The sequence below is a fragment of the Campylobacter sp. BCW_6463 genome (assembly GCF_001762785.1).
Classification (GTDB): Bacteria; Campylobacterota; Campylobacteria; order Campylobacterales; family Campylobacteraceae; genus Campylobacter_D; species Campylobacter_D jejuni.
This window is the reverse complement of the sequence record NZ_MJXL01000013.1, coordinates 1-22,637: the sequence shown is the minus strand read 5'-3', so window position 1 is coordinate 22,637 and position 22,637 is coordinate 1. Positions and strand designations below refer to the sequence as shown.

General features: G+C 27.1%; 18 protein-coding genes, 5 tRNA genes and 1 pseudogene. 10 read left to right on the top strand and 14 right to left on the bottom strand.

Going from position 1 to position 22,637, the window contains the following annotated elements; all coding sequences use genetic code 11:
* A partial coding sequence (locus AJ884_RS01555; RefSeq protein WP_070286362.1) for a hypothetical protein occupies nucleotides 1–252 on the bottom strand: 252 nt, incomplete at its 3' end.
* A 549-nt stretch (nucleotides 253–801) separates the two neighbouring features.
* Here AJ884_RS01555 and AJ884_RS01550 point away from each other — a divergent pair.
* Both AJ884_RS01550 and AJ884_RS09850 read left to right on the top strand, forming a co-directional pair.
* Nucleotides 802–1,104 (top strand): hypothetical protein, encoded by a 303-nt coding sequence (locus AJ884_RS01550; RefSeq protein WP_070286361.1) that lies wholly within the window; start codon nucleotides 802–804, stop codon nucleotides 1,102–1,104.
* A gap of 11 nt (nucleotides 1,105–1,115) precedes the next feature.
* On the top strand, nucleotides 1,116–1,259 hold the full coding sequence (locus AJ884_RS09850; protein WP_002807233.1) for a hypothetical protein: 144 nt from the start codon (nucleotides 1,116–1,118) through the stop codon (nucleotides 1,257–1,259).
* A 154-nt stretch (nucleotides 1,260–1,413) separates the two neighbouring features.
* On the opposite strand, the gene AJ884_RS01545 is transcribed toward AJ884_RS09850, so the two are convergent.
* Both AJ884_RS01545 and AJ884_RS01540 read right to left on the bottom strand, forming a co-directional pair.
* On the bottom strand, nucleotides 1,414–2,013 hold the full coding sequence (locus AJ884_RS01545; RefSeq protein WP_002807234.1) for an RloB domain-containing protein: 600 nt from the start codon (nucleotides 2,011–2,013) through the stop codon (nucleotides 1,414–1,416).
* Entirely contained in the window at nucleotides 2,006–3,148 is a 1,143-nt protein-coding gene (locus AJ884_RS01540; protein ID WP_002807240.1) for an AAA family ATPase, read from the bottom strand. Before AJ884_RS01540 ends, AJ884_RS01545 begins: the two co-directional genes overlap by 8 nt.
* Before the next feature lie 537 nt (nucleotides 3,149–3,685).
* On the opposite strand from AJ884_RS01540, the gene AJ884_RS01535 reads away from it, so the two are divergent.
* The 4 genes from AJ884_RS01535 to AJ884_RS01520 are packed head-to-tail and all read left to right on the top strand — an operon-like array spanning nucleotide 3,686 to nucleotide 13,623.
* Complete coding sequence (locus AJ884_RS01535) at nucleotides 3,686–8,461, top strand: type ISP restriction/modification enzyme (protein ID WP_002807242.1); 4,776 nt, start codon at nucleotides 3,686–3,688, stop codon at nucleotides 8,459–8,461.
* A complete protein-coding gene (locus tag AJ884_RS01530) occupies nucleotides 8,461–9,642 on the top strand; it encodes a P-loop NTPase fold protein (RefSeq protein ID WP_002920498.1) in 1,182 nt (393 codons plus the stop codon). Before AJ884_RS01535 ends, AJ884_RS01530 begins: the two co-directional genes overlap by 1 nt.
* On the top strand, nucleotides 9,635–11,380 hold the full coding sequence (locus AJ884_RS01525) for a DUF262 domain-containing protein (protein WP_002807246.1): 1,746 nt from the start codon (nucleotides 9,635–9,637) through the stop codon (nucleotides 11,378–11,380). Before AJ884_RS01530 ends, AJ884_RS01525 begins: the two co-directional genes overlap by 8 nt.
* A gap of 2 nt (nucleotides 11,381–11,382) precedes the next feature.
* Nucleotides 11,383–13,623, top strand: coding sequence for a DUF262 domain-containing protein (locus AJ884_RS01520; protein WP_002807248.1), 2,241 nt, complete (start codon nucleotides 11,383–11,385; stop codon nucleotides 13,621–13,623).
* 10 nt (nucleotides 13,624–13,633) lie between these two features.
* On the opposite strand, the gene AJ884_RS01515 is transcribed toward AJ884_RS01520, so the two are convergent.
* The 11 genes from AJ884_RS01515 to recA all read right to left on the bottom strand — a co-directional run bounded on the left by AJ884_RS01515 (nucleotide 13,634) and on the right by recA (nucleotide 19,918).
* A complete protein-coding gene (locus AJ884_RS01515; RefSeq protein WP_070286360.1) occupies nucleotides 13,634–14,803 on the bottom strand; it encodes a protein kinase family protein in 1,170 nt (389 codons plus the stop codon).
* A gap of 587 nt (nucleotides 14,804–15,390) precedes the next feature.
* Nucleotides 15,391–15,475 (bottom strand) — tRNA-Leu (locus AJ884_RS01510).
* Between the two features lie 5 nt (nucleotides 15,476–15,480).
* Nucleotides 15,481–15,557 (bottom strand) — tRNA-Arg (locus AJ884_RS01505).
* Nucleotides 15,558–15,571: 14 nt separating this feature from the next.
* A tRNA-Arg gene (locus AJ884_RS01500) sits at nucleotides 15,572–15,648 on the bottom strand.
* Nucleotides 15,649–15,652: 4 nt separating this feature from the next.
* Nucleotides 15,653–15,729 (bottom strand) — tRNA-His (locus AJ884_RS01495).
* Between the two features lie 24 nt (nucleotides 15,730–15,753).
* Nucleotides 15,754–15,831 (bottom strand) — tRNA-Pro (locus AJ884_RS01490).
* A 42-nt stretch (nucleotides 15,832–15,873) separates the two neighbouring features.
* A complete protein-coding gene (locus AJ884_RS01485; protein ID WP_070261512.1) occupies nucleotides 15,874–16,722 on the bottom strand; it encodes a DNA ligase in 849 nt (282 codons plus the stop codon).
* Nucleotides 16,722–17,384, bottom strand: a complete 663-nt coding sequence (gene cgpA, locus AJ884_RS01480; RefSeq protein WP_070277998.1) for a glycoprotein CgpA — start codon at nucleotides 17,382–17,384, stop codon at nucleotides 16,722–16,724. The genes AJ884_RS01485 and cgpA overlap by 1 nt, the downstream gene beginning before the upstream one ends.
* Nucleotides 17,374–17,577: a hypothetical protein gene (locus AJ884_RS01475; protein ID WP_002839177.1), complete on the bottom strand. Its 204-nt coding sequence runs from the start codon at nucleotides 17,575–17,577 to the stop codon at nucleotides 17,374–17,376. The genes cgpA and AJ884_RS01475 overlap by 11 nt, the downstream gene beginning before the upstream one ends.
* A gap of 65 nt (nucleotides 17,578–17,642) precedes the next feature.
* The gene (gene eno / locus AJ884_RS01470; RefSeq protein ID WP_070286359.1) at nucleotides 17,643–18,887 is read right to left on the bottom strand and encodes a phosphopyruvate hydratase; all 1,245 of its coding nucleotides are present in this window, start codon (nucleotides 18,885–18,887) and stop codon (nucleotides 17,643–17,645) included.
* Nucleotides 18,887–19,918 carry a recombinase RecA gene (gene recA / locus AJ884_RS01465; protein WP_002862302.1) on the bottom strand — a complete coding sequence of 344 codons (1,032 nt, stop codon included), beginning with the start codon at nucleotides 19,916–19,918 and terminating at the stop codon, nucleotides 18,887–18,889. The genes eno and recA overlap by 1 nt, the downstream gene beginning before the upstream one ends.
* 106 nt (nucleotides 19,919–20,024) lie before the next feature.
* On the opposite strand from recA, the gene AJ884_RS01460 reads away from it, so the two are divergent.
* The 4 genes and pseudogenes from AJ884_RS01460 to AJ884_RS01445 all read left to right on the top strand — a co-directional run.
* Nucleotides 20,025–20,885 carry a menaquinone biosynthesis family protein gene (locus tag AJ884_RS01460; protein WP_070274047.1) on the top strand — a complete coding sequence of 287 codons (861 nt, stop codon included), beginning with the start codon at nucleotides 20,025–20,027 and terminating at the stop codon, nucleotides 20,883–20,885.
* A gap of 11 nt (nucleotides 20,886–20,896) precedes the next feature.
* Nucleotides 20,897–21,166 (top strand): flagellar biosynthesis protein FliQ, encoded by a 270-nt coding sequence (gene fliQ / locus AJ884_RS01455; RefSeq protein ID WP_070261516.1) that lies wholly within the window; start codon nucleotides 20,897–20,899, stop codon nucleotides 21,164–21,166.
* Entirely contained in the window at nucleotides 21,163–21,939 is a 777-nt protein-coding gene (locus AJ884_RS01450; RefSeq protein WP_070261517.1) for a UDP-N-acetylmuramate dehydrogenase, read from the top strand. Before fliQ ends, AJ884_RS01450 begins: the two co-directional genes overlap by 4 nt.
* Before the next feature lie 205 nt (nucleotides 21,940–22,144).
* Nucleotides 22,145–22,637: pseudogene (locus tag AJ884_RS01445) on the top strand (hypothetical protein); the annotation flags it as partial.

Below are 22,637 nucleotides of genomic sequence, written 5' to 3'. Positions count from 1 at the left end.
TTCAAGCTTATCAAGTTTAGCACCTATTGAATATTCAAGCTTATCAAATCTAGTATTCAAAAGATCTATAGTTGGTAATTTAGAAATGGCTTCTTTAAATTCTCTAAAAGATTTGTCTTTTATTTCTTGAGAATTTATTTGGCTTTCTTTAGCAAATTCGTTAAGAGCTTTAATGAAATTTTCTTCAGTTTGATCTTTAAAATAGATAGAAAATAAAGCTTTTACACCTTCTGAAATATAATAATTTTTCATATTTATACAACCTTTTTTTAATTATAACATAGCAAATTTAAAAATGCAGTTTTTATAAAAATAAATAGAAATTTGTTTTGATTATATTTTACTCAATATTTTTTATTACATCTATGGTTAGTGAATATAATTAATAATTTTTATAAGGGCGTTTTCTGCTTCTTTGTTTTTATTCTTCTTTTTAAAAGCTACATCACAACACTTTATACTCTAAGCTTTTTAAAAGTACTCAAATAAGATTATCATAATAAATAATAAAAAATCAATTTCTTATTATTTTCATTTTATTTTTTTTCTTTTTTGTTATAATTTATATGTTAAAATAACATATTACAAAGTAAACAATATGGATTTATCTCATTCATTAGGACAATATATTATTTTAGCTTTTGCAATAGCCGTAGCCATATTTGTTACATTTTATGACTTTGATAAAAAAGATCATCAACATAATATAAAAAAATAATATCCTTAATATTTATAAAAATTAAAAAAGATTTTAAGTCATTCTAAAAATAAAAATTTATACTATTTTTTAAAGGATTTGCTATGCAAAAAAATATACAAGATTATATTATTGATGTTCATTCTTGCGATCCCCATTCATCAAATGCTTATAAACAAGATTTATTCGATGTTTTAAATGAAGATTTTACCAAAGAATATGAATTCATAGATAGTCCTACTTTAGATGATATGGTAAAACACAAACAAAGTGATGAAGTTTTTAAAGTGTTTTATAAAAAAGATGATAATAGAGTTAGTAATATGCAAGCTTTAAATCGTTTTGATAAACTTAAAGGTGCAATGACAAAAATAATTTTAGATAGTGGTTTTAAACCTGATAAATAAAAAGGATTAATATGTGTAAAGATCAAGAATATATAGAGCAAAGAAAGGTTTTATGGGAAAAAAGTTTTGAAGCCTTTAAAGATGATAAAGTGTATCAAAAAGAACAACTTGAACTTGCAGAAGCAGGAATTAATGATGGCTTAGAGGAGGATTAATTATATAATTTCAGTCAAAATTGTAAAATATAACAAAAAATAATTTTACTCATAAATATTTAGTCTTAGCTAGAAACCAATTTTAGATATTATTGATTTATCTGTATATAATCACAATATCAAAGAAAAAAGTAGAATTTCTTTATAATATAATTTAAGCACCATTATATTGTTCTAATAATCTTCTAAAATAATATAAATTACTTTGAGTTTGATTATTTAGTGAATTTTTGTTAATCTCGCACCGCTTATTGCAAAAAACTGCGATATTACAAAAATACTTTTCAGCATTTTCTATACATCCACCTTTGCTTAATATTTGAGAATACAAATCGTTAGTAGATGATTTAAAATTCTTACTATCGCTATATCCTAATTTTTTATAAAAATTTGTTTTGCTATTTTTACTATTATCTACAAAATGAAATCTAAGCCAATCTTCAAAATCACCAAGAGTAAGAAATAAATGCTTGTCTTTTGAATTTTTTATATGTTTTATAAGTTTTTCTAAAATTTTCAACTCGCTAGTATCACTTTTTGCTCTATCTAGATCCATTACAATAATAAGCTTATCAACATAAGGTGCTTTTTCTATTTTATAAAGAATGTTTTTATATGAATTATTATTTTTTAAATTTTTTACATCTATTTTAACATTATCATAATTTAGATATTTAAAAAGAGAATTAAAATAATCTTCTTCTGTTTTACCTTCGCACCAAATCTGTATACTGGGCTTTGTTTTTTTATTCATCATAAAGCCCTTTCAAATAATCAATATATGCTTTTTTCTTTTCGCTTCTAATATCATAATCATAGTAAGTTCTTATCTTGCTCTCTAGGTGTTGATCTTTTTGAATTAAAAATATTTGTTGAGAATTTAAAAAACTTACATCAAACAATAAAACATTATGAGATGAAACAATTAATTGTCCATTATGATTTTCTTCTGTATTGATAAGATTGTTAAATATAAGTATTAAAGCTAAGGTACTTATTGAAGAATCTAATTCGTCAATAAAAATAATTTTTCCTTCCTTGATAATTTGGGTTATTTTATCTGCAAAATATACTATTTTTTTAATACCTTCTGATTCTATTTGATAATTAAATTTCTTTCCATTGCGTATAAAAAAGATTTCATATATATTTTTTTCATCTTTTTTATACTTTTTAAACTCAAAATCTTTTATGGTTTTATCCAATAATTGAAAAACCTCCAAAATGCTTTCTTTATGTTCTAAAAAATATTGCTTTTTATTTTCTTCAAATTCAAAATTGTATTTTTTTGAATAGTTACTATTCATATAAACTTCAATATTGTTTATAAGATTTATAAATATTTCTTTTTGCTCTATTTCAAAATCTTTTAAGAAATAAAAAATATTTTCACTAAGCTTTCTTGAAAAGAACATCCCTAGCTGTTCATTTTCTTTTTTGCTATAAATATCAAAAGTAGCCCTCTCATTTTCGAATTTGTATATAATTTTATTATTTTTCAAAAAAGTTTCTTTCAGAACATATTCTTTATTAAACTCTATAGAATAGGCAAAAATATTTTTACTATTATCAGACAGTTCAATATTTAATTTTACAGAATTTGAATTTTTATTAAAAGCATTGTCTACTAAATGCTCTCTTAGTGTATGAGAAAAACCATACTTAATTATATTTAGTAAAATTTTAACACCTATAAAAAAATTTGTTTTTCCACTAGTATTTTTCCCGAAAAATACTGCTGATTTCATAGGTTTCCCAACTTGCGATAAATTAAAATTATACTCATATTTTGTATTTTTCAACTTACTTTTTGGTTTTGCTGTAAAATCAACAATTTGTGTTTCTATTCCAAAAGAATACAAACCAGATATTTCTATTTTTCTTAACATAATATTTTCCTTTTATGTTATTATAAAGCATTGATAGTTAATATAAACATAAAATATGTTTATATTTAAAATACATAATTTTAAAGCCTATTTTAATAATTTTTATAACATAAAGAATTAAGGATATGAAAATAAATTAATAAAAATACATTTTTGATCAAGGTAAAACAATGAATAACTTAGCAAATTTCAGTATTTTACTTTCATGAGCATATAAAAAACTAAATCCACAAAAATATATTTCTTCTTAAATGATTTAATTAAAAATATTTTGAAATACTATTAAGAATAAAATAAGTTATTATGAAGTTCTTTGAATTTAATTATAATAATTATGGCTTCGAAGAAAACTAAAGTATAAACACTATAAAAGAAGATATTCCCTATAAGAAAATACTACTGATTTTATAAGCTTTCTGGTAGGTATAATATCTATTTATAATTATATAAAATTAAAACATAAAATTTTTATGCATTTATAAGCTATAAAGTCTATTTTTGATATATTTATGATGTATTTTTAAATAAAGGTTTTCTATGAGTGCAAACGAAACTACTTTTGAAATCATCTTAGAAAAATTAAAAAAAGCAAATTTAAACACTAGATCGAAGGGATCTATGTTTGAAAAACTTTCAAAACATCTTTTAAAAGAAAAAGATACAGCAAATATTTATAAAAATATTTATCTTTGGGATGAATGGGATAAAAAAAATGGGCAAGATTGTGGTATAGATTTAATCATTCAAACAAAAGATGATGATTATATTGCAGTACAATGTAAATTTTATGAAAGCTCAAAAGTAGATTTAAAAGATTTAAGCACTTATTTTACTAAATTACAAAGTGGAGTAGGGGAGATTAAATTTAGCAAAGGTATTATCATAAGCACTAGCGATCTTACTCAAAACGCTAAAAAAGAGATAGAACAAATTTCAAAAAATATACCTATAGAATTAATCACACTAGAAGATTTTTTAAATTCAAACATCAGTTGGGATAAATTTGATCCAAACAATTCTTTAGAATTGCCAATTATTGCAAAGAAAAAACCAAGAGAACATCAAATACAAGCCATAAATAACACCAAAGAATATTTTGCAAACAAAAACAACACAAGAGGCAAGCTCATCATGGCATGCGGTACAGGTAAAACTTTTACCTCATTAAAAATTATAGAAGAAATTACTCCTAAAAATTCTATTGTTTTATTTTTAGCTCCTAGTATAGCTTTAGTAGGGCAAACATTTAGAGAATATTGTAAAGAAAAGACAGATGATTTTGTTGCTTCTATTGTGTGTTCAGATAGTAAATCAGGTAAAAGCGTTGAAGATGATATAGATATTTTAGAATTGCCTATTCCTGCTTCTACTGATACTCAAAGCATTAAAAAGGCTTATGATATAGCTAAAAAAGACAACAAAAGATTTATCATCTTTTCTACTTATCAAAGTGTTGAAAAAATCATGCAAGCTCAAAAACAAAACGATCTAGATGAAATTGATCTAATCATTTGCGATGAAGCTCACAGAAGCGTAGGAAATCTGTATTCAGGTAAAGAAAAAGATAAATTAAATACCTTTACTCTATGCCATAGCAATGAAAATATCAATGCTAAAAAAAGAATTTATATGAGTGCTACTCCAAAGATTTATTCTAGTTCTCAAAAAAGCAAAGCTTTAGAAAATGATAATGAAGTATTTTCCATGGATGATGAAGAAATTTTTGGAAATGAAATTTATAGTATTAATTTTAGAGAAGCAGTTGAAAAAGACTTGCTTACTGATTATAAAGTTATCATTTTAGCCATCAAACAAGAAGGCATTGCAAATATAGCAAATACAGCCATAGCAAAATTAAAAGATGAGAAAAATGTAGATGAAAAATATGTAGATATTGATTTTGTATCTAAAATCATAGGTACGCATAAAGGTTTAGCAAGAAATGATTTAGTTGCTCTTGATGAAAATAACCAAATAGATAATGACTTTTTAGAAGAAATGGATAGTAATCTTTCAAGAAGAGTAATAAATTTTTGTAAAAGCATAAGAGATTCAAAAAATATAAGCAATTCTTTTAAAATCATTATGCAATGTTATGATGAAGCATTGAAAAAAGATTCTTTTAAAAATCTTAATATAAGCATAGATCATGTTGATGGAACTATGAACTCCAATGTAAGATTAAATAAATTAAACAATCTTAACTCTCCAAAAGAAAATACTTGTAATATATTAAGCAATGCAAGATGCTTAAGCGAAGGTGTGGATGTGCCTGCTTTAGATAGTGTAGTATTTTTTGATGGAAGAAATTCTATGGTGGATATAATCCAATCAGTAGGTAGGGTAATGAGAAAAGCTCCAAATAAAAAAACAGGCTATATCATACTGCCTTTAGCATTAAGCGAAAACGAGCTTTCAAATTTAGATGAAGCTATAAAAAATACCAATTTTTTAAATATATGGAATATATTAAAAGCTCTAAGAAGCCACGATGATACTTTGGTGGATGAAGCTGTATTTAAGGAAAAGATTAAAATAGCAGTAGCTGATTATGTAGGAGATGATAATTCATCAAATAATACAGATAAAAGCTATGAGCCAAGCTTGTTTGATAGCTTTACTCTGAGCGAACTTGCAAATACTCTATATAATGCCATACCAACTAAACTTGGCGATAAAGGTTATTGGCAAAGCTTTAGTGCAAAAACAGCCAAAATAGTAGAAAAATTAAACATTAGATTAAATGCTATTTTTAAAGAACACCCTGAAATTTTAGAAGAATTTTTAACCTCCTTAAAAGAAAACATTCACCCAAATATCAAAGAAGATGAAGCCATAGATATGATATGCTCTCATATTATAACTAAACCTATATTTGATATTTTATTTGATAAAAATATGGATGATAATCCTATAGGAAAAGCTCTTGATGAAGTAAATCAAAAGCTAAATACTTTTGGCTTAGAGATGGAAGAAACTAAATCTTTAAAAGCCCTTTATAAAAGCGTAGAAGAAAGTGTAAAATTAGCAAAAAGTCAAAAAAGCAAACAAGAACTTATTAAAAATTTATACGATACCTTCTTTAGATCAGCTTTTAAAAAACAAGCTGAAAAATTAGGTATAGTTTATACTCCTATGCAAGTGGTTGATTTTATACTTCATTCTGTCAATGAGCTTTTAAAAAGACATTTCAATACAGATTTTAACGATGAAAATGTAAAAATCTTTGATCCATTCACAGGCACAGGAAGTTTTATTACAAGATTATTAAGCAAAGAAAATAATTTAATTAGCGATGAAAATTTCAAAAACAAATACGAGAATGGAATTTTTGCTCAAGATATTATCTTACTTGCTTATTATATAGCGCTTATTAATATCACTCAAACGGGTAATGAAAGGATAAATGCCTTAGACAAATTCAAACACATAGCCCTAGCTGATAGTCTTGATTATTTAGATAAAAAAATACAAGATAATGGTTTATTTGCTTTAGAATTTAAAGATTTAGAAGAAAATAAAAAGATTAAAGACTTAATAGCCAATGAAAAAATAAAAGTTATCATAGGCAATCCTCCTTATTCAGCTGGAGCAAGTAGTGCAAATGATAATAATGCAAATATTTCTCACCCAAATTTAGAAAAACGCGTCAAAGATACTTATGGCAAAGAAGCAAGTGCTAAATTTGGTAATTCAACAAGAGATACACTAATCCAAGCTTTGCGTATGGCAAGTGATAAAATAGAAGATAATGGCATTATAGGTTTTGTGGTAAATGGAGGCTTTATAGATGCAACAAGTGCTGATGGCTTTAGAAAATGCGTAGCTAAAGAATTTAGCGATATTTATATCTTAAATTTAAGAGGAAATCAAAGAACTTCAGGTGAAACTTCAAGAAAAGAAGGTGGAAAAATATTTGATAGTGGTTCAAGAGCAAGTGTGGCTATAGTATTTTTTATAAAAGATACGAGCGTTAAAACAAATAAAATTCATTATTATGATATAGGAGATTATCTAGATAGACAAACTAAGCTTGATAAATTAGAAAATTTTAAAAGTGTATTAAATGTGCCTTTTATAAATATAATTCCAAACGAAAAAGGCGATTGGATCAATCAAAGAGGAGAGGACTTTGATAATTTAATGCCTTTAAAAAGCGATAAAAATGAATATGGAATTTTTGTTATAAATTCCACAGGTGTAGTAACTGGGCGCGATAGCTGGGTTTATAATTTTTCTAAAGAAAAGCTTGCAAATTCTATGCAAAAATGCATAGCTACTTATAATGAAGACTTAGCTAAATTTGATCATCAAGCCTTTTTAGAAAAAAATAAAAATGTTAAAAATTCTGAGCTTTATAAAGAGTTAAGCGATAAAGACATAAGCATAGATAATACTAAAATAGCTTGGACTAGAGCTTTAAAAAAAGATTTTATAAATAATGAAAAAATTAAAGAATTTAATCAAGAAAATATAAGAGAAATTTCTCATCGTCCCTTTACTAAAGAATATCTTTACTGGGAAAAAACTTGGAATGAAGAACAATCTCAATTAACAAAATTTTTCCCTAAAAATACAGATGAGAATTTGTTGATACTAACAAGCTTAATGGTGACTAAAGAATTTTCATCTTTTATAGTAAATTCTATAGCCGACTATCAAACTTTGGCCAACACTCAAATTTTTTCGCTTTATTTTTATCAAGAAGATGGAAGCAAAGAATACGCTATAAGTGATTTTGCTTTAGATGAATTTAAAAAACAATTACAAGATGAAACTATAAACAAAGAAGATATTTTTTATTATATCTATGCGATATTTCATCATAAAAGTTATTTGGAAAAATACAAATTTGAACTTTCAAAAGAAGCCCCAAGAATACCTATAAGTAAAGATTTTAAAAACTTAAGCGTTTTGGGTAAAAAACTAGCCACTTTACACCTAAATTATGAAAACAATGAAATGTTTAAAGAAGTAGAATTTAAAGATGGAGTTTTAGCTGATATTAGCAATGATGAGTTTTATAAAGTTACTAAGATGAAAAAACTAGGAAATGATATTTTTTATAATCAAAATATCACTATAAAAAATATACCTAGCAAAGCTTTTGAATATAAAATCAATGGCAAAAGTGCGATTGATTGGATTATCGATAGATACCAAATAAGCATAGATAAAAAAAGCTTGATAGAAAACAATCCAAATGATTATCAAGGCGGTAAATACATTTATGAACTTCTTTTAAAAATCATTGATTTATCTATAAAAAGCGTTGATTTGATAAATGAGATTAGTAAAATGGAGTGTGAGTGATGGGTATAGATAAGGAAACATTAAAAAATAAAGTTGTTAATCTATTAAGACAATATTCTCTCTCAAACGAAAGTGCAATAGCAATAGCAATAGATGGGGAATGGGGTGTAGGTAAATCCTATATGTATCATAAAATAATAGAAGAAGAAATAAAAGAAGTACTGAAGATAACTCCCATATATACTTCAGTTTTTGGAAAAAAAGATGAAAATGAGATTATTAAAGATTTAATATCTCAATTTTTAACAATAGAAAATAAAAATGTAGATGGTATAAGAAATCTTATACAGGGAACATTTAAACTTTTTGGTAAAAACATAGATATGGATTTGTTATTTAAATTTTTTAGAAAAGAACATATGGGCAATACTATTATATGTATTGATGATTTTGAAAGATTATCAGATAAAATTCCGGTGCAAGATATTTTAGGATTGATTTCTGAGCTTAAAGAAAATAAAGGTTGTCATGTTATTCTACTTTATAATAGTTCAAAAATAAACACAAATTCTCAAGAACAATTTAATAATTATATAGAAAAGATAGTGGATGTAACTTATAATTATACTCCATATCCTTTTGATCAATTAGAATTATTAAAAGGTTTATTAAAATATCCACTTTATACCGAAAATTTCCCACAAGAAGAAGTGGAAAAATACTTATCGAATATAAAAATAAAAAATAAAATAGATGAATTAAAATTAATAAATTTACGCGAGATAAAAAAAATTATTTATTGCTTTAATGAATATTTTGAAGGTTTGGATAATGAATATTTAAAAGATGAATATACGCGAGTCTTGTTTGTTAATATCATATTTTACTGTATGGTAAATGCTAAATTGGTAATTAAATTAGAAGATGAATTGTCTACAATATCTCAAAAAGATACTGATTCAATTTCGAAGATTAAAAATGAATTACGTTTATGTGGTATGAAAGAAGACCCAAAAAATGGAATATTAAATTTTAAACCTATTGATGGAAATTTTATTAGATCGTTTGTAAATGTTATTAAAAAATATCAAAAAAATAATTTTTTTGATTTCCGATTTAGTAATCGGTATGAGGATAAATCCTTTGTTAAAAGTGAAGAGGAATTAATTTCAAAACTCTTTGAGTTAGCTCAAGAATATAAAAACAATAAAAATAAAATATCTGGAGAAGATAATGAGTGATATTAAATCAATAAATGATTTATTTGGGTTAAATTTTGTAATTCCATCTTATCAAAGAGGTTACAGATGGGATAAAACACAAGTTGAAGATTTATTAGAAGATATATGGAATTTTTGTGAAAAAGAGGATGATAAGAAAGACAGTTTTTATTGTTTACAGCCGATTATTGTAAAAAAATACGAACAAGATGAAAAAAAATATAAATTAGTTGATGGACAACAAAGACTTACTACTATACATATGATTCTTTCTCATTTTAAAGTATATATGGATGATAGTAGATATGAATCATTTAAAATAGAATATGAAATTAGAAAAGATAGTAAAGATTTTTTAGAAAATATACAAGAAAAACACAAAACAAATGAAAAAGAATCAAATATTGATTTTTATTATATGAGCGAGGCTTATGAATATATTGAAGAATGGTTTAGTAAAAATAACAACAGAAGGCAAGAATTTTTTAGAATTTTAACATCGCAAAATAATATAGCAAAAAATGTGAGAATTATATGGCATGAAATAGAAGATAATGAAGATGAAAGGGAAGTATTCTCAAGAATAAATAGCGGAAAGATTCCATTAACTAATGCCGAATTAATCAAAGCCTTATTTTTAAATAGCAATAACTTTAAAAAAGAAGAAGTTGATTTAAGACAAATTGAAATTTCTAAAGAATGGGATGAAATGGAATATGCCTTACAAAACAACGAATTTTGGAGATTTTTAACTAGCGATGAAGATTATCCAGCAAGAATAGAACTTTTGTTTAAAACTTACTACAATAATGCATATAATAATCCAACAGATAAAGATCCTTGTACAATCTATAGATTTTTTGCTAATGAACTTAAAAGCGATAATAAACTTAAAATTTTAGATGAAATTTGGCTAGAAGTTAAAAAAATATTTTTAACATTTAAATATTGGTATGAAAATCATAAGTTATATCATTTAATAGGCTATTTAAATGTTTTAGAAAACAAAGAAAGCGAAAAATCACTAGTTAGTCTTTATAAAGAATCTTCAAAAAAGAGCAAAGAGGATTTTATGCTATTTATAGAGGAGCAAATTAGTAAACATATAAAAGTAAAAAATATAAACGAAATAAAGGAAATGAGCTATGAAGATGATAAAAATGAGATAAAGAAGATATTATTGCTATTTAACATAGCTACATACTTAGAGAGTGATATAAGATTTTCATTTGATAAATATATATCAGAAAAATGGAGTTTAGAACACATAAATCCTCAAAGCGGATTTACTATAAAAAACGAAGATGAAAGAAAACAATGGGTAAAAGATATTATTAATATTTTAAAATTACTCAATAATTCAAATGAACAAACAAATTTATTATTAAATAAAATTAAAAAAGTAATTAATAATCCAAATGAAAAAATTGGTGATAAAAAATTTGCTGATATAACTAATAATATTTTTGAATATTTTGGTTCCGAAGATAAGCATAGCATAGCTAATTTGACCTTGCTTTCGCTTGATACAAATAGCAAGCTTAGCAATCATATATTTGCTATTAAAAGGAATAGATTAAAAGATGATGAAAAAACTGGAAAATTTATCCCTTTATGTACTAAAAATGTGTTTATGAAATATTATAGTGAAAATTTTGACGATGCAAAAAATATTTATTTTTGGACTAGTAGTGATCAAGATTCGTATTTAAAAGCTATTGAAGAAAAAATCAAAGTTTTTATAAAAAATGGAGAATAACAATGCTTAAAAATATTACCAATTTTAAAGAATTAATTGAGGAATATCAAATTAAAATTCCTATTATACAGAGAGATTATGCACAAGGAAGAATTGAGGCTAGTATTATTAGGGATAAATTTTTAGACAATATTCTTGTGCACTTGAACAACAACAAAGAAATGTGTTTAGATTTTATTTATGGAAGTGTTAAAAATGATGTTTTTTTGCCGCTTGATGGGCAACAGAGACTGACTACTATTTTTTTACTTTATTGGTACTCCGGAAAAAAGGAAGATAAAGAAATAGATTTTTTAAAAAAATTTACTTATGAAACTAGAGCTAGCTCAAGAGAGTTTTGTCAAAAATTAATACAAGAAGAATTTAATACTTTTGAAGATAGTGATAAATTATCTGAAAAAATTAAAAACAGTAGTTGGTTTTTATATTTTTGGGATAATGATCCTACTATTAAATCTATGCTAGCAATGATAGATGATATACATAAAAAATTTAACAACGAAGAATTCTTTGATAAACTAGAATTACTTAAATTTCATTTTATTAAACTAGAGAATTTTAATTTAGATGATGATTTGTATATAAAAATGAATGCTAGAGGTAAAAAATTAACAGATTTTGAAATTTTTAAAGCAGAATTTGAAAAATTTCTAATTAGTAATAAGAAAAATCTCTTCAAAGAGTATTTTATAAAAAATATTGATGGCGAGTGGACAGATTTGTTTTGGAGATTAGGTTTTAAAAATAAACACTATTTGATAGATGACGCTTTTATGAATTTTTTTTATTTTATCAGTGAAATGCTTCATGTAAAAAATAAAGAAAAAACAACAGTTATTGATTTTGAAAATATGAAAAAAAACATTAGCAAACTGATCGAAAATGTATATTTAAATGATGAAAATATTGATTTCTTCTTTAAAGCCATTAAATACTTAGAAAATATAGCTAATTTTAACAAGGAAAATCTTTCAGATAATTTTGAAAAAAATAAATTAGCCTTATTTGATAAATATCCAGATTTATTAATAAAAGTGATTAATAATGATAAGGGTAATCTGATTAATTTACAGCAAAAAATATTATTATTCATCATTATTAGTAATTTTGTAGAAAATGAAGGCAATATTAATGTTGTAAATTTATTAGATAAACTTAGAATTGTAAGAAATTTAACTCAGAGAATTAGAGCTTTAAAGCAAGGTAAAATAGATTATACTGCTACTTTATCTTATGAAAAATTATATTATATATTAAATTTGTCTTTAGTTAATGCAAAAGAAAATATATACACCTACCTAATCAATAATGAAGTAAAATTAACAAATACAGATATAAGCAAAGATTCATTGGATCAAGAAGTATATAAAGCAAAATATATACAAAATGACAATAATTTAAAATGCACCATTCAACAATTAGAAGATTATAAATACATCTGTGGAGATTTATCTTTCTTTTTATTTGAAGATAAAGAATTATTGAAATTTGCAAGTGATAATATTACTAAAATTTTTACTAGCAAAACCCATTTAATTATTAGATCTTTACTGACCATAGAAGACTATGCAAAATATATTGGTTTTGCTGGCTCTGGTTCAAAATATTACTTTGGTGTTGATAATAAATGGGAAATTTTATTAACCAAGAATAATCAAAATGATATGGAAGATTACACAGACTACCTTGGCTTATTTTATCAGTTCTTTAAAAAATATAAATCTATTAAGGATGAGTTTTTAGATTATGATTCAAATGAAATATTAGAACAGTTAATTTTGGATTATCTTAACAATAAAGGTAATATAAACTATACCAGTTGGGTTTATTATTTTATTAAACATGGAGATAAAATATTTAACAATACAGAAAAAAGGGAAAAAAATTATTTTGTTTGGTATGATGAAGAAAATTTTAATATAGATAAGATGTATGGTGAAACAATGGGTAGCAAATATGTAAATACTTATGTAAAAATATTATCTGAAATAAGTAATATCCATTTGATAGAAGATGAACAAAGATCTGAATATATTAAAATTACCGATAAAATAGAAATAACATCATGTAATAAAAATGGGTGGCTTTTAAAATTAAATGATAAATTTATTGTAGAAAATATAAATAGTGATTTTGTTTTAGAAAAAGAAGATGAAGATGGAGTTTATATTTTAAAACACAATAAATCACAAGATGTTATTGAAATGGCACAAGAATTAATTAATACTGTCCAAGATAACTAGTTTAACCTAGTTATCTTGCTTTTAAAAAAGAAATAAAATCCACTTTTAAGTCTTCTAGCTTTTTATATCTGTTTTCCTTGTCTTCACCAATTCCTTTTTTTAAAAAGTCACAATTTGCTTTTTTTACATTCTCTTTACCTGTAGCTATAAAATACAAGACTTGAGTTAACGCATAAAGCTCATCTTCAATGTTATACTCATTAAAACCTTTAATTTTCAAAGTAGAAAAATCATTTAAACTTCCTTTTATTTCTGTATCAATACTTGTTAAATCGCTATTAATTTCTTTTGCTAATCCAAAATCAGAAATTTTTATCACAGGGTAAATATAATCATATAGCTTCAGTAAGATATTATTAAAACTAATGTCTCTATGTAATATATTATTGTTCCATAGAATTTCAATCCCTTTAAGCACTTGACAACCTAAGGAAATTCTTTCACCATTTGAAAGCTTTTGGTTATAATTTTTTATATATTTTTCTAAAGTGAAATCAGCATATTCCATAATATATTCCTTCTTTTGTTCATCCATAGAATATACTTTTAGAATATAAGGATTGTTAACACTTCTCATTATTTCATACTCTTTAACAAATCTAATAAATTCTTTATCGTTGGCAGCCTTATTTAGTCTCTTTAATGCAAAATGACATTGATAAAAATCATCGTAATATTTATATACATTAGCATAAGATCCACTACCAATAAGAGTTAAAGTGCAACTTCTGAGTATGTTTGGAATATTTATTTTGTTTGACAAAACAAATATAGATATTTTTTCATAAATAGTTATTTTTTTCATTCCTAAAGGAATCTCGCTACCTCCACTATTTTCTAAAAAATCTAAGCACTGTTTAAAAATATTGTAATAATATTTATCTATCTCAAAAGATAACTCACTGTTTTTAAATTCCTTCTGTAAGTGCAAAGCTAACTCTATATTGGTTTTTAACTTTCTACTATAGTTGGCCAAATAATGTTTATTGCTTTTTTCAGTAGATGGAAGACGTTCATTCATTTTTTTAAAACACTCTATGATGTTATTATGTAAAGATGAAAAAACTAATTGAAGGCGTTTGTTTGTAGTGCAAGAATACAATTCTAAACAAGAATTAGATAATGTTTGTTGAAGTTCGTTAAATGCATTAGCTAAATTATTTTCTAATATTCTATCCATATTTGAAACTCTTTTACCTATAAAAAATAAAACTATTGATTAATAAAATCTATGCAAAATAAATTATAACACAAAACAAGCTCATAAATCGATTTTAATTGTTGATATTGCTTTATAGTAAATTTTGATTTTAGGCTTGTTTTTGTTTATCTTTGGCAGCATTTAATTGTAATCAAATCTTTATAGCATTCATTTATTGATTAATTAGCGTATTTATAAGCAAAAAACCGAAAAAGCTGAGAAACCATTATTTTATCAGTATTAACACTATGAAAATTCATATGTATTTTATGGTTTAATTATTCTTAAAGCTTCATAACAAAATAAATAAATCTTAATGTGTGAATTTTATATTATTAAAAAAAGAAATAGAAAATAAACTGGCAATTTAATATAAAAAAATAGAATGTATTTTTATTTTATTTTTTTAAATATTTTTATAAAAGTCAATTTCTTTTTTAGATTATTAATGATAAATTATATTATTTTAATATGGAGTGTTAAAAATTAATTTTTGAGAAAAAAACCGCTACCAAAACCGCTCCCTAAGTTTTTTAAAAATTTTAAAAAGTAGCTTCAAAGCATGGTGGTGCGGATGAAAGGACTTGAACCTTCACGCATTGCTGCACCAGATCCTAAGTCTGGCGTGTCTGCCAATTTCACCACATCCGCTAAAGTGGTACGCCCAAGAGGATTCGAACCTCTGACCTACGGCTTAGAAGGCCGTTGCTCTATCCAGCTGAGCTATGAACGCATATAAAATCTTGGTGGTGCGCCCGATAGGAATCGAACCCATAACCTACAGATCCGAAGTCTGTTGCTCTATCCAGTTGAGCTACGAGCGCTTAGTGGGGTGAGTGATGGGAATTGAACCCACGACCCTCAGGACCACAATCTGATGCTCTAACCGACTGAGCTACACTCACCATTTTGTATAAATTTATAAAAAATGGTCGGGGTGAAAGGATTCGAACCTTCGGCCCCTTGGTCCCAAACCAAGTGCGCTAACCAGACTGCGCTACACCCCGAATAAATAAAAGGAAATATTTTATCACAAAATAATTTTAAAGTCAAGGATTTTCATCTCTTATTCTTAAAAAAACCGGAAAGCGAGGTAAGGAATTTTTGGTCAATCCATTAAATTTATAAGTCACAATACTACCAATTTTTGGAGGATTTTTTCTATCTTCATCTTTTAAACCACTGCCTATTTTAATGATTTGTCCATTAGGCATTTTACAAAGTAAGGCACCTACTTGATTTTCAAATTTACCCTTACCCTTGCGAAATCCTACCAACTCACATTCTGCATCATCATAGGGTTTTAATTTCATAGCATTTTTACTTCTGCCTTTTTCATAAGGACTTAAATTTTTGCGTATGACAATACCTTCACCTTGATTTTTTATAATGCTTTCGTAAAATTGATTTAAATTATTTTGATTTTCAACTGGAATTTGAGGAATAATTTTTATATAGGCACTAGGATATTTTTGCAAATACTCTTCTAAAACAGCCAAACGATTTTTAAGAGTACAAGTAGAAATTTGAAATTCTTCGCAAGCATTTGGCACATCAAAAATATTATAAGTTACTTCCTTCCATAAGGTCAAATTGCTATCGCCACTACGAATTAAAGCTGAAATTTCATCAAATTTATTTCTTGCTATCCAAAGCTCACCATCAATAGCAAAAGGAGGGAAATTTTTTGTAAAAAAGTCAGGAGTTTTTATTTGGTAATTTTGGCGAGTTTTTAGATATTTCCCATCCCAAATTCCACGCACTCCATCAAGTTTTTCGCTCATCAAATAAGCATTAAAATCTTTAGAGTTAAAATCTTGCTTATCGAATTTGCTAAGAAGTAAAATTTCATTAGCAAAAACTAAACAAGCACAACATATTAAAAAAATAAATCTCATCAAAGCAGATTAATCATATATCCAGTTGCATCTTTTTGAATATTATAATTATAAGTTCCATCAAGATATATTACAAGTCGATAATATCCTTTATGAGATCCAAAGCCTATGCGTTTAAAAATAGAATTGCTAAGGCGTATGTTTTTTGTAGGGCTAATCAAATTAGACCTAAAATCTATAACGATTTTGCTCGGATTTCCTACTGAAAAATCTGTGATCATTTCATCACTAGTGTTAAGTTTTATTTTGTTTTTATAAACCGCGTAAGAAATAAAATCATAAATCTTTGCAACCTGTAAAGGTATTTCAACATTGGCTGTTGAGTTTGATTCTTGTTTAGAGCTATTTTTTTCAGGTATAGTAACTGAAACATCGAGTACTTTTGAAGGATCAGGGCTTTTAAATCTTGATATAGTATAAGTATCGTGCCAATCAATACTTTTATTAACATCTAAATCAATCTTATCTTCACTTCCGTCTAAATTGATATAATTAAAAGTGATGCTTTTTAAAATTCTTGCACTAGAATTAAATTTAACTTCCTCTTTTTGAAATTCAGGTGGAGCAACCAAGGTTATATTTTGATCTGCCTTGAAAGGATTTTCATCAGAATATAAAAGAGAGGTAAAAATAAAAAATATTGCTAAAATTCTAGTTTTCATTTGGATATAATCCTTTTAATTCAAAATAATCTTTTTGTGCTTTAGCGTTTTGTTCTTTAAGTAAAATAATCTTTTTATTAAGCTCTTCTTTGGTATTTTCTAAGCTTAATAAAGTATCCAAAGAATACTGCCCAAAAAACATATTGCCAAAATAAATCGCTCCAATTACAACAAGAAAAGCCCAAAAAATCATTTTTATAACATGGGTATAAAAACTTTTTTTTCTTGTGCTTTCATCGTATTCTTTAAGTAAATCGCTCAGAGCTTTTCTCCTAAGTATTCATCGCTTTCAAGTTCAATTTCAAGCAAGCGATTGTATTTTGCGGTTCTTTCGCCTCTTGCTAGAGCTCCTGTTTTGATTTGTCCTGTATTTAAAGCTACGGCAAAATCTGCTATAAAAGCATCTTCACTTTCGCCGCTTCTATGACTCATCACACATTTATAGTTATTTCTTTGCGCTAAACGCACAGTTCTCATAGTTTGGGTAATAGTTCCGATTTGATTTGGCTTGATAAGTACAGCATTTGCCATTTTTTTGATGATGCCTTCTCTTAAAATATCTTCATTGGTTACAAATAAATCATCACCCACAAGCTGAATTTTATTGCCCAATTTTTCAGTAAGCTTGATCCAACCTTCAAAGTCATTTTCAGCTAAGCCATCTTCGATACTGCAAATTGGATATTTTGCACAAAGTTCTACATAGCGTTCGATCAAATCCTTGCTTGAAAAAGCCTTGCCTTCCATGTGGTATTTGCCATCTTTGAAAAATTCTGTACTTGCTACATCAAGAGCGATTTTTACACGATTTTCATAACCTGCTTTTTTGATACAAGTCATTAAAAGATCGATAGGTTCTGTGTTGTTAGCTAAATTTGGAGCAAAACCGCCTTCATCACCTAAAGCCGTAGAATGTCCAGAATTTGCGAGTTCTTTTTTTAATATCGCATAAATTTCACAAACTGAACGCAAAGCTTCTTTAAAACTAGTAAAACCAAAAGGCATGATCATAAATTCTTGAAAATCTACATTGTTGTTTGCATGAGCACCGCCATTTATGATATTACACATTGGTACAGGCAAAATGCTTGCATTTGCACCACCTAAGTAGCGATACAAAGGCATTCCCAAAGCAGCCGCAGCTGCACGAGCTGTTGCCATAGACACGCCTAAAGTCGCATTTGCGCCTAAATTTGAGTAATTATTTGTTCCATCAAGCTCACGCAAAGTATCATCAAGTTGAGTTTGATTAAAAGCATCTAGCCCTAAAATTTCATCTGCAATGGTTTCATTGACATTTACAACAGCTTTTAAAACGCCTTTTCCGCCAAATCTTTCATCATTATCACGCAATTCTAAAGCCTCTTTTGAACCTGTACTTGCACCACTTGGAACTATGGCCGCACCTACACTTCCATCGCTTAGCGTAACTTCAGCTTTTACGGTTGGGTTTCCTCTACTATCAAGAACTTCATAGGCTCTAACATCTTCAATTACTAACATTATTCTTCTCCTTCGTCATCTTCGCTACCGCTGAACATACCTTCTATTCCCATAGAATTTTGAATCGCTTTTGTGATTTCATCTGCAATTTCAGGGTTTTCTTTTAAGAAAGCTTTTGAGTTTTCTCTACCTTGTCCAAGTTTTTTATCTTTATAAGAGAACCACGCACCACTTTTATCTACGATATCAAGTTTTACACCGTAATCAATCAACTCACCTTCACGGCTTAAACCCTCTCCAAACATCACATCAAATTCAGCTTGTCTGAATGGAGGAGCAACTTTATTTTTAACTACTTTTACTTTAACGCGGTTTCCTATAGGTTCTTCGTTTTGTTTTAAGGTTGCTACTTTTCTAACATCTAAACGCACAGAAGCATAAAATTTTAACGCATTTCCACCTGTTGTGGTTTCAGGAGTACCATAACCCATAGCGCCGATTTTCATACGAATTTGGTTGATGAAAATTACTGTGGTATTCATTTTATGAACTATACCTGTAAGTTTTCTTAGAGCTTGAGACATAAGTCTTGCTTGAAGTCCTACATGTTGATCACCCATATCGCCTTCAATTTCTGCTTTTGGGGTAAGTGCTGCAACGCTATCTACTACGATAAGATCTACTGCACCACTTCTTGCTATAGTTTCTACAATTTCTAAGGCTTGCTCTCCAAAATCAGGTTGTGAAACATATAAATCATCTGTATTTACACCTAAATTTTTAGCATATTTTACATCAAGCGCATGTTCTGCATCGATAAAAGCACAAACTCCACCTGCTTTTTGGCATTCTGCGATAATGTGTAAAGTTAGAGTGGTTTTACCTGAACTTTCAGGCCCATAAATTTCTATGATTCTTCCTTTTGGAACACCGCCTATACCTAAAGCAAGATCAAGCCCAACTGAACCTGTACCTATGCTATCGATTTGCTCGACTTCTTTATCCCCTAGTCTTAAGATAGTGCCTTTTCCAAAGGTTTTATCTAAACTTTTTAGGGCAGCATCTAGGGATTTTCTTTTATTATCATCCATAACTTTCCTTAAAAATTCTAAATTTTTAGTTAGAATTCTAACAAAATAAAATTAAATAATGGTTTATTTTGCTAGAATTAAAGCAAAGATTTACAAGGAAGCATAGATGAAAAAAATTACTATTGCACATTCTCCTGATGCTGATGATATTTTTATGTATATGGCTATTAAATTTGGGTGGATGGGGAATGATTTTGCTTATGAAAATACAGCTTTAGATATACAAACTTTAAATGAATTTGCCTTGAAAAATGAATTTGATGCTACAGCTATTTCTTTTGGGCTTTATCCTTTAATCGCTTCTGAGTATGCGCTTTTACGCACAGCAGTGAGTTTTGGCGAAGGTTATGGGCCAAAACTCATCAAGAAAAAAGATACGCATTTAAAAAGAAATTTTAAAGTCGCTTTGAGTGGAGCAAATACCACCAATGCTTTGATTTTTCGTATGAAATATCCTGAAGCTAGAATTATTTATAAGAATTTTTTAGACATTGAAAATGCAGTTTTAAGTGGTGAAGTAGATGCAGGAGTTTTGATCCATGAAAGCATTTTAGAATTTGATCAAAGTCTTTGCGTGGAAGCAGAACTTTGGGATATATGGCTTGAATTTGCTAAAGAAAATTTACCTTTGCCTTTAGGTGGAATGGCTTTGCGTCGCTCTTTGCCTTTAAGCGATGCGATTAAGATCGAAAAGGATTTAACCAATGCTGTAAAAATCGCCGATGCAAATCGTAAAATTTTAGCCCCTATGCTTATGGAAAGAAAACTTATCCGTGTTGATGAAGAAAAACTGGATACTTATCTTAATCTATACGCCAATAAAAACTCCATTAGCATGAATCAAACTCAACTTTTAGCTGTAGATACGCTTTTTAAACTAGGATATGATTATAAATTTTATGATAAAATCATACATGTAAATGATTATCTTATCCCTAGCGAATACGAAGAAGTTAGAAATTCTTAAAAAGGATAAAAATGGATGAAAGTACCTTAGTTGCTCTTGGAGTGCAAACCTTTAAAATCACACTTTTACTTTCCTTGCCTATGCTTTTAGCAGGGCTTATTGCAGGGCTTGTAATCAGTATTTTTCAAGCAACTACACAGATTAACGAAATGACACTTTCTTTTGTTCCTAAAATCATCTTGGTTGTAGTTGTTTTAATCTTTTTAATGCCTTGGATGACTACAACTATGATTGACTTTACTGAAAACATACTAAATCAAATTCCAACTTTTATCAAATGATCATTGATTTTAAAAAATACTCTTCTGTGCGTATAGGAAATGAATTTGAAGTTTTAGTTTTGGATCAAATTTGTGATTTTGATGGTTTTTTAATAGGCGGCGCAAATAACCTTTTAGTTAGCCCAAAACCTAAAAATATAGGAATTTTAGGAGATAGTTTTGATTTTATACAAATTTTAGATCAAAATAAAGATTTTATACATCTTCGCATAGGCTGCAAAACAAAATCAAGCAAAATGTATCGTTTTGCCAAAGAAAATAATCTTAAGGGTTTTGAGTATTTAAGCAAAATTCCTGGTACACTTGGCGGGCTTTTGAAGATGAATGCAGGACTTAAAGGAGAGTGCATTAGTCAAAATTTAATCAAAATTGCTACTTTTCAAGGCGAAATTTTAAGAGAAAATATAAATTTTGATTATCGTTTTTGTCCTTTAAATATGCCTTTTTTTTGGGCTGAATTTAAACTAAATTTTGGCTTTGATACCCTTAAAGATAAAACTTTAAAAAATGCAAGGAGCAACCAACCTAGTGGGGCAAGCTTTGGCTCTATCTTTAAAAATCCAAAAAACGACTTTGCAGGACGTTTAATCGAAGCTGTAGGACTTAAAGGATTTAGCAAGGGAGATGCTATGTTAAGCGACAAACACGCAAATTTTTTAATCAATAAAAAAAATGCAAGTTTTGAAGATGCGTTTTTTCTTATCGAATTAGCTAGAAAAAAAGTCTTTGAAGAATTTGGCATAAACTTAGAAAATGAAGTGATTATAATCTAAACACAGAAAACAATAAAAGTCTAAAAATTTACTCTTAATCTAACTTTAAATAAAACATAAATTCAAACAATATAGTTTTATTATAATAAGTATTTAATAATATTTTAAGTATAACTATTTTAATATTCTGTCGTTTTATTTTGTATTTTATATTATTTTTAAAAAATATAATATATAGAACAAATTATAAAGGGAGGAAATTCTTATGAAAAATATCACATTAACTAAAACACCTATAGGAGAGGGTAAAGAATCCTGTTTAAATTCTAAAAAGATAGTTTTATCTTTGGCTGCTATTTCTTTCTTAGCTAGTTGTGCAAATGCTGCACCTACTCCTGAAATAAAAACTTATGATGAAATAAGTAAAAATACTAAAGCTAGTTCAGCAAGTGTTTATGCTCCTCAAGCTAGGATTAATACGACTGTAAGTAGTTCAATCAACAATCAAATCAACATTTCTGATTCAGGTGTGCATACCATAATAATTGAAGCAGGTGGAACTTTAGGTAGTATAGGTAATAACAATAAAATCATCTATGCCCATGCTAGTGGTAACAACACTCTTACTCTTGCTAATCTTACCAATAAAGGAACTATTAACGGTAAGGTAGCTGTAGAACATGATCGAGGTTTTACAGGAACCATCACTGTTAACACCTTTGAAAATACAGGTCAAGTTAATGGTCAAATTTATATGG